The sequence below is a fragment of the Amycolatopsis sp. SID8362 genome (genome assembly GCF_010550475.1).
Classification (GTDB): domain Bacteria; phylum Actinomycetota; class Actinomycetes; order Mycobacteriales; family Pseudonocardiaceae; genus Amycolatopsis; species Amycolatopsis eburnea.
In genome coordinates, this window is the sequence record NZ_JAAGNB010001618.1 from 1 (window position 1) to 8260 (window position 8260).

The 8260-nt window shown below is 71.7% G+C and carries 7 protein-coding genes and 1 pseudogene; 4 read left to right on the forward strand and 4 right to left on the reverse strand.

What is annotated here, in order from left to right; translation table 11 throughout:
• Positions 1 to 139 precede the first annotated feature (139 nt).
• Positions 140 to 730 (reverse strand): isochorismatase family protein, encoded by a 591-nt coding sequence (locus G3I65_RS49985; protein ID WP_160702801.1) that lies wholly within the window; start codon positions 728 to 730, stop codon positions 140 to 142.
• A 96-nt stretch (positions 731 to 826) separates the two neighbouring features.
• On the opposite strand from G3I65_RS49985, the gene G3I65_RS49990 reads away from it, so the two are divergent.
• A complete protein-coding gene (locus G3I65_RS49990; protein WP_309236062.1) occupies positions 827 to 1804 on the forward strand; it encodes a GlxA family transcriptional regulator in 978 nt (325 codons plus the stop codon).
• A gap of 100 nt (positions 1805 to 1904) precedes the next feature.
• The gene (locus G3I65_RS49995; RefSeq protein WP_160702802.1) at positions 1905 to 3125 is read left to right on the forward strand and encodes an acetyl-CoA C-acetyltransferase; all 1221 of its coding nucleotides are present in this window, start codon (positions 1905 to 1907) and stop codon (positions 3123 to 3125) included.
• 51 nt (positions 3126 to 3176) lie between these two features.
• Here the strand turns inward: G3I65_RS49995 and G3I65_RS50000 are convergent, their stop codons facing one another.
• From G3I65_RS50000 to G3I65_RS50010, 3 genes are all read right to left on the reverse strand, one after another.
• Complete coding sequence (locus G3I65_RS50000; RefSeq protein WP_160702803.1) at positions 3177 to 4445, reverse strand: YeeE/YedE family protein; 1269 nt, start codon at positions 4443 to 4445, stop codon at positions 3177 to 3179.
• Between the two features lie 76 nt (positions 4446 to 4521).
• Entirely contained in the window at positions 4522 to 5211 is a 690-nt protein-coding gene (locus tag G3I65_RS50005; protein ID WP_160702810.1) for a hypothetical protein, read from the reverse strand.
• Positions 5212 to 5405: 194 nt separating this feature from the next.
• Positions 5406 to 6239 carry a Bax inhibitor-1/YccA family protein gene (locus G3I65_RS50010; protein WP_160702804.1) on the reverse strand — a complete coding sequence of 278 codons (834 nt, stop codon included), beginning with the start codon at positions 6237 to 6239 and terminating at the stop codon, positions 5406 to 5408.
• Between the two features lie 311 nt (positions 6240 to 6550).
• On the opposite strand from G3I65_RS50010, the gene G3I65_RS50015 reads away from it, so the two are divergent.
• A complete protein-coding gene (locus G3I65_RS50015) occupies positions 6551 to 7990 on the forward strand; it encodes a collagen binding domain-containing protein (protein WP_160702806.1) in 1440 nt (479 codons plus the stop codon).
• A 4-nt stretch (positions 7991 to 7994) separates the two neighbouring features.
• Positions 7995 to 8260: pseudogene (locus G3I65_RS50020) on the forward strand (class F sortase); the annotation flags it as partial.

Genomic DNA, 8260 nt, shown 5'->3' on the forward strand with positions numbered 1-8260 from the left:
CGCCGCGACCGCGGTTGGCGCGTGCCGGCGAACATCGCGCCCACGCGACCAGCACCGGCCACCCCGCGACCGCGGCCGGCCACCGCTTCGCCCGCACGCGCCTACCGCAGGTCGGCCACCCCATCGCCACCCCGCGCAACTACCGCAGCTCGGCCGCGGTCGCCACGACCACCCCGTACATGTCCGCGATCGTCGCCAGCGCGCTGTGGTGCAACTGCTCCGCCGTCACCTCCGCCACCGCCGTCGCCAGCGGGCGGGTTGCGCACGCCTCCGCCACCACCGTCGGGGTGTGGCCGCGCAGGAAGGCGCCCTCCGCGGTGAACGTGACGCACATGTTGGTCATGAACCCGGCCACCACCACGGTCTCGTTGCCCGCCGCGGCCACCAGCTCGTCCAGGTTCGTGCCCACGAAGGCGTTCGGCGCGGCCTTCACGACCACCGGCTCGCCCTCGGCCGGGGCGACGTCCGGGTGGATGGCGCCGATGTCCGTCCGCATGTCGTACGCAGTGCCCGCGCCGCCGTCGTGGGCGACGTGGATGACCTTCGCGCCGGCCGCTCTGGCTCGGGCGAGCAGGTCCTTGGCGGCGGTCAGCGCGGGCCGCCAGCCGTCCAGCTCCATCACTCCCCTCGTGTACGTGTTCTGGTAGTCGACCAGGATCAGCGTCGATCCGGCCAGTGCGGCGGGGGTCCGGTCGAGCCCGCTCAGCTCCCGCAGCGTCGTCCTCGGCATTTCTCGTCCTTTCGTTGGCCCCACCGACGCTAAAGTCGGCCGTGCGTGTCGGCAATGACATGCGAGACGCAGAAACCGACATGGGGGTGCCGCACGGTGGAACGGCTGATCGTCGTGGTCCTGTTCGACGGGGCCGACCTGCTCGACGTGACCGGCCCGGCCGAGGTTTTCTCGCTGCTGCAACGGGATTTGGACCGTCCGTCCGGCTACCGCGTCGTGCTCGCGGCCGGGGCGGCGGACCCGGTGACGACGTCGGCCGGCGTGCGCGTGCTGCCGGACACCACCTTCGGCGCACTCGCCGGGCGGGTGATCGACACGCTGGTCGTGCCGGGGGCCGTGACCGTCGGGCCGAACCGGGAGATCGTCGCCGAGTGCGATCCCGCCGTGGTCGACGCCGTCCGCGAGCTGGCCGCGCGAGCCCGGCGCGTGGCGTCCGTCTGCGTCGGGGCGCACGTGCTCGCCGCCGCCGGGCTGCTCGAGGGCAAGCGCGCCACCACGCACTGGTCCACCGCCCGGCAGCTCGCCGAGGAACACCCCGGGGTCACCGTGGACGCCGACCCGATCTTCATCCGCGACGGCGAAGTCTGGACCGGGGCCGGTCTGACCGCCTGCCTCGACCTCGCGCTGGCGCTGGTGGAGGACGACTTCGGCCCGGAACCGGCGGCCCGCGTCGCCCGCCAGCTCGTCATGTTCCTGCGCCGGCCCGGCGGGCAGAGCCAGTTCAGCGTGTCCCTCGAACCAGCGTCCGCGACCCGGCGGGTCGAGCAGCTGCGCCACCACATCGCCACCCACCTCACCGAGCCGCTGACCGTCACCGACCTGGCCGCGCACGCCCACCTCACCGACCGGCAGCTCACGCGCGTGTTCAAGGCGGAGCTGGGCATGACACCCGCGGCGTACGTCGAGCACGCGCGCGTCGAAGCCGCGCGGCAACGGCTGGAAACCACCGACGACACGCTCGCCCGCGTCGCCACGACCTGCGGTTTCGGCACGGTGTCGACGCTGACCCGGTCGTTCCGCCGCCGGCTGACCACCACGCCGGGCGAGTACCGGGAACGGTTCCGGATCCGGTAGCCCCGCCAAGCTCACACCGGCTTCGACTTTGCGCGCCGCGCTCCACGCGGCACTATGTGAGCAACCGCTTAGTGACCGTCGATACGAGGATGTGTCCGTCATGCCCGAAGCCGTCATCGTCTCCGCCGCGCGTTCGCCCATCGGGCGCGCCAACAAGGGCTCGCTGGTCAGCCTGCGGCCCGACGACCTGACCGTGCAGATGGTCCAGGCCGCGCTGGCCAAGGTGCCGCAGCTGGACCCCACCGACATCGACGACCTGATGCTCGGCTGCGGCCTGCCCGGCGGCGAGTCCGGGTTCAACATGGGCCGCGCGGTCGCCGTCGAGCTGGGCTACGACCACCTGCCCGGCTGCACCATCACCCGGTACTGCTCCTCCAGCTTGCAGACCACCCGGATGGCCTTCCACGCGATCAAGGCCGGCGAGGGCGACGTCTTCATCTCGGCCGGCGTCGAGACCGTGTCCCGGTTCTCGAAGGGCAGCTCGGACTCCTGGCCCGACACCCACAACCCGCTCTTCGCCGACGCCGAGGGGCGCACCCAGGCGACCGCGGAGTCCGGCACCGACACCTGGACCGACCCGCGCACCGAGGGCAACCTCCCGGACGTCTACATCGCGATGGGCCAGACCGCGGAGAACCTCGCGCGCCTCAAGGGCGTGTCCCGCGAGGAGATGGACGAGTTCGGCGTCCGCTCGCAGAACCTCGCCGAGAAGGCCATCGCGGACGGCTTCTGGGCCAAGGACATCACCCCGGTGACGCTGGCCGACGGCACGGTCGTCTCGAAGGACGACGGCCCGCGCGCCGGCGTCACGCTCGAAGGCGTCTCCGGCCTGAAGCCGGTCTTCCGCCCGGACGGCCGGGTCACCGCGGGCAACTGCTGCGCGCTCAACGACGGCGCCGCCGCGCTGGTCATCATGTCCGACACCAAGGCGCGCGAGCTGGGCCTGACGCCGCTGGCGCGGATCGTGTCCACCGGCGTGACCGGCCTGTCGCCGGAGATCATGGGCTACGGCCCGGTCGAGGCGTCCAAGCAGGCGCTCTCGCGCGCGGGGCTGTCCATCGGCGACATCGACCTGGTCGAGATCAACGAGGCCTTCGCGGCGCAGGTCATCCCGTCCTACAAGGACCTCGGCATCGACCTCGACCGGCTCAACGTCAACGGCGGCGCGATCGCGGTCGGCCACCCGTTCGGCATGACCGGCGCCCGCATCACCTCGACGCTGATCAACTCCCTGCAGCACCACGACAAGCAGTTCGGCCTCGAGACGATGTGCGTCGGCGGCGGCCAGGGCATGGCGCTGATCATCGAGCGCCTTTCCTGATCCCGGAAACGAAGAAGGCCCCCGCTCGCGAGCGGGGGCCTTCTTCGTTTGTCAGCAGACGCTGTCGGTCGGCACCGGGTTCGCCAGCCCGAACAGCGGGCGCAGCTTCAGGCCGAGCCACGTGCCGCCGAGCGCGAACACGCCCCACAGCCAGCCGTGCACGCTGCCGGTGGAGATGCCGCCCAGGTACGCGCCGATGTTGCAGCCGCCCGCCATGCGCGCGCCGACGCCCATCAGGACGCCGCCGAGGATCGCGGCGACGGCCGTGCGCCACGGGATCGAGCTGTGGATCTTCCACGCGCCCGCGGCCGCGGCGGCCACCGCGGCGCCGATCATGATCCCGATGTCGGTCAGGCTGGTCTTGTCCTTCCAGATCGGGTTGGCCAGCGACGTCGCGTTGGACTTCTGCTGCCAGAACTCCCACGTCTCCGGGTGCAGCCCGAACACCTGCAGGATCTTCGCGCCCCACAACGAAAACGCGCTCGTGACGCCCCAGATGCCGCCGGAGACCAGGAAAACCGCCCCCGCCAGCACGCCCAGCACGACGGCGCCGACGAGCATCGGCCACGAGCCGCGGAAGACCCGGGCGAAGCCGCGCGCGGTCGGCACGACGTCGGTCGGCGGCGGCGTGCGGCGGCGCTGCACCGCGCGCGTGACCAGGACGATCGCGGCGAGCACGGCGATCGTGATCGCCCAGGAGCCGAACCAGCCGACGTGGTCGGCCAGCAGCACGCCCTTGACCTCGGGCCAGCCCGACAGCACCGGGTACGCCCAGGTGTAGAGCACCGACCCGGCGATGAAACCGCCCAGGGTCAGCACGATCGTGGACTGGCCGGACCCGACCGCGAACAGCGTGCCGGACGCGCACGCGCCGCCGAGCTGCATGCCGATCGCGAAGAGCGTCGCGCCGACGAAGAGGGCCAGGCCGAGCGCGCCCGCCGTCGGGGCCGGCTTGCTGCCGAACAGGCCGCTGCCGGTGCCCGCGATCAGCGCGATGAGCGTCGCGGCGGTGCCGAGCAGGAGGGTGTGGGCCCGCAGGCCCTGGCCGTTGCCGACGGCGATGAGCTGGCGCCACGCCGACGTGAAACCGAAGCGCGAATGGAAGAGCGCGAGCCCGAGGCCCAGGCCGAGCAGCAGCAGGACGCCGAACTTGGCGCCGTAGCCCGCCCAGACGTAGGCGGTCAGGCCGGCCGCGAGGACGCCGGCGACGGCCAGCGGAACCACGCGGACGGGCTCCTCCGGCCGCGGCACGGGCGCCGCGCAGGAGGTCGGGAAATCGAGGAACTTCTTGTCACCGGCTGGGGATTCGGTCGTCGCCACCCGCTGAAGTTAGATCCGGTGATCGATTCACCGCAGCTCGTCGCACACTGTGGGACGAGCCGCGGTGAGCCGGGGACTACTCGTTCGTCTTGACGCACATCGTCGTCGCGGGCTCCGGGTACACGGCCACGCGCGTGGCTTCCGTGTCCTGGCAGAGGTTCTTGTCCGCCTGGCCCGAGACGACCTTGACCAGTTCGCCGTCCTTGGTGGGGTCGGTGCAGGGGACCTTCACGTAACCCTTGGTCTGCGACGTGAAGTTCGCGAGGCAGTCGCCCTGCTTCGCGTTGATCATCAGGCACAGCTTGTACGAGCTGCGGCCGCTCACCGAGTAGGTGTCGTAGCCGGCGTCGGAGCCGCCCGGGCAGTCCTGGGACGAGCTGTCGAGCTTGGCCGCGATCTTGACGTTGGCCTTCGGGTCGTTGCAGTCCGCCTTCGCCGGGTCGTCCCCGCCGCGGGTGAACTCGGTGATGGTGAGGCAGTCGCCGGCCTTGGAGCTGGCCGGCGAGTTCGCGAACGACACGATCCCCACGACGACGGCGACGATCACGACGACGCCGATGACGCCGAACTTGATGAACGTGCCGGCCTTCGACTTCTTCGGCACCGGCGGCGCGGGCGGGAAGCCCTGCTGCCCCGGGGGGAACTGGCCCGGCGGGAACTGGCCGGGCGGCGGGCCGTACTGGCCCTGCGGCGGCGTGCCGGGCTGGCCGTACTGCTGCTGCGGGTGGCCGCCGGGAGGCGGCCCGTAGGGATCGGGCTGACCCACCGGCTGCTGGCCCCCGGGGGCCGGAGGGGGAACGCTCACTGTGAACCTCACACATGTGAAATGAAGAACCGACCGGGACATCAAACACGCAGGGTGAGCGTGATCCGCAGCGGGGTCCCCGAATGCATGAATTACCCACAGAAAAGGCGCCCCGTTGATTACGGAGCGCCTTCACTGGGGAACTGTGAGCCAGGTTACTCGCGGAGGTAGGACAGCAGCCGCAGGATCTCCAGGTACAGCCAGACCAGCGTCGTCATCAGGCCGAACGCGGTGTACCAGGCCCACTTCGACGGCATGCCCTCGCGGATCATCCGGTCGGCCTGGTCGAAGTCGAGCAGGAAGCTGAACGCCGCGATGCCGATGCAGACGAGGCTGAAGATGATGGCGATCGGGCCGCCGTCGCGCAGCGGGTTGAAGCCGAAGACCAGCGAGCTGATCAGGTTGAACAGCATCAGGATCGCGACACCGACGACCGCGCCGACGATCCACTTGGTCAGCTTCGGCGTCACCTTGACCGCGCCGGTCTTGTAGACCACCAGCATGCCGATGAAGACACCCGCGGTACCGATGATCGCCTGCAGCGCGATGCCCGGGTAGACCACCTCGAAGACGCCGCTCAGCGCACCGAGGAAAAGGCCTTCGGCGGCGGAGTAGATCAGCGTCAGCGGACCGCTCGGCTTCTGGCGGAAGATGATCACCAGGGAGATGACGAGCCCGACGATCAGGCCGCCGATCATCGCGCCGACGAGGGCGCCGGAGAGCCGGCCCGTCTCGGCCAGCGAGGTCTGGGCCCAGATCGCGGTGACGATCCCGACGAGCAGCGCGAGGCCGAGGCTCATGCCGGTCTTGACGACGACGTCGTCCACCGTCATGGGGCGGTCGCCTTCGCCGGAGGCGGCCTGGCCGGGGCCGTACCCGGGCACGCCGCCCTGGGGTTGGTTGAAGCCCACCGGGGGCCCGTACTGCCCGTAAGTCTGGGTTCCGCCGTGGGGCAGGTTGCGGAACGCCGGGTTGCTACTGGAACGCACCTGATCCTCCTGGATCTGCTGCTTTGTGGATCGACGCTGCATCGGGTTCAACGACCGCCGGGGACGTGCGGTTCCCGTCGAGTAAAGACGACTTTACTCGACCGCGAGCCCGTGGCCACGGCAGACACGGTAAGCGATGGAGATCACGACCGTTCGGCGACGGCCACTCGAAGGGCGGTAGACAGCCGGGCCCGTTGCGAGCGACGCTCACTGGGCGTGCCCGGTCGTTCACCGAACGCGCGCCGGGGAGTTGATCAATCGTGTGACCTGCGGTGATGTCGCCGCACGTCCGGCTAAGGAGCCTGCACACCATGAGGTGGTCGACACACCCGCGCGCGGTACGCCGCGCGCTCACCGCCCTCGCCGGCGCGGCACTGCTCGGCATGCTCTCCGTGACCGCCGGCGCGCCCGCCGCGTCGGCCGCGAGCCAGGAGGGCGTCGGCCACCGGGTCGGCGCGGAGCCGGCACCGCGGCCGGTCTGGCTGGGGTCGTACGTCGTCGGCGGGCAGCAGGTGTTCTGCGTGAGCTTCCGGCTCCGCGCGCCCGACACCGACGAGCAGTACCGGCCCGGCGACGAGCTGCTCACGAAGTGGGGCACGAAGCTGCCCGCGGACCAGGCCGCGAACATCTCGTACCTGCTGCTGCGCTACGGCGGCACCAAGGACGCCGACGAGGCGACCGCGCTCGCGCACCTGCTGCACTCGTGGACCGCGGCGCCGCGCACCCCGGCCGACCTGAACCCCGGCCTGCCGTCGGACAAGATCGCCTACGACGCGCCCGGGTACCTGAAGGCGATGGGCAAGGGTTCGGCCGACGCCGTCGAGCGGCTGAAGGCGGACGCCGAGACCAACCGCGGGCCGTGGACCGCCTCGGTGACCGCGCCGAAGGGCGACCAGCACCTCGGCGAAGCGGCCGAGTGGACCGCCACCGTGAAGAACGCGCGCGGCCAGGGCGTCCCGGACGTCGCGGTGAAGCTGACGGCGACGGACGGCACCCTGGGTGAGCCGGCCGGCGCGGGCAACGCGAGCCCGCAGGCGGCCGCGAAGGACGTCACGCTGAAGACCGGCGCCGACGGCACGGTGAAGGTGCAGCTGACCCCGGCCGGCGAGCGGCCGAAGCTGGTGGCCTCGCTGTCCGCGCCGGCCGCCCGGCCGTACGTCCGCGTGCCGGTCGACACCGCGGCGCAGCGCGTCGTCTCCACCGGCGGCGAGCAGGAGCTGACCGCGCAGGGCGTCGTCCAGGTCGCGAAGCCGGGCAAGGTGCAGGTGACGAAGACCGACGCGAACACGGGCAAGGGCGTCGGCGGCGCGGTCCTGCGGATCACCGGGCCGGACAAGACGTCGGCGGCGACCGGCGGCGACGGCAAGCCGCTCCTCGGTGCCGACGGCAAGCCCGCGGTCGTCACCACGGACGGCGCGACCGGCGGGGTGGCGGTCGAGAACCTGCGGGCGCCGCAGGAGATCTGCGTCGTGGAGGCGAGCCCGCCGCCGGGGTACACGAACGCGTACGACCCGGAGAGCCCGCCGTCGGCCTGCGGGACGGTGAAGCCGGGCGAGACGTTGGCGCTGACGGTGGCGAACAAGCCGAACGAGGTCCCGCGCGCGATCCCGGCCGGGGACGCGCCGGTGGCGATGATGCGGGGTTCGGTGGAGACGAGCTATTCGGGGCTCGGGCTGGCCGGGATCGGGTTGCTGGCGTTGGTGGGCGCGGGTTTGGCGGGCTTCGCCGCGCGGCGCGCTTCGCGGAGGTAGCGGGGTGGCGAAGGACGCCGGCTGGCGGGGCGAGGACTGGTTCGTCGAGGAGTGGCACCGGGGTGTCGGCTGGGCCGCGGTCGAAGACGAGCCAGCCGATGACTACCAGTCTCCGAACGCATCGAAACCCCGCCGGGGTCGGTTGCTCGTCGGGTTCGCGCTCGGGGCCGCCACCGTGATCGCCGTGCAGCTGGGGTCCTCCGTGGTCGCCTCGCCGCCCGTGGCCGTTGTGGCCGGGACCGCGCTGCCCGCCGCCGGTGCCGCCGCCCC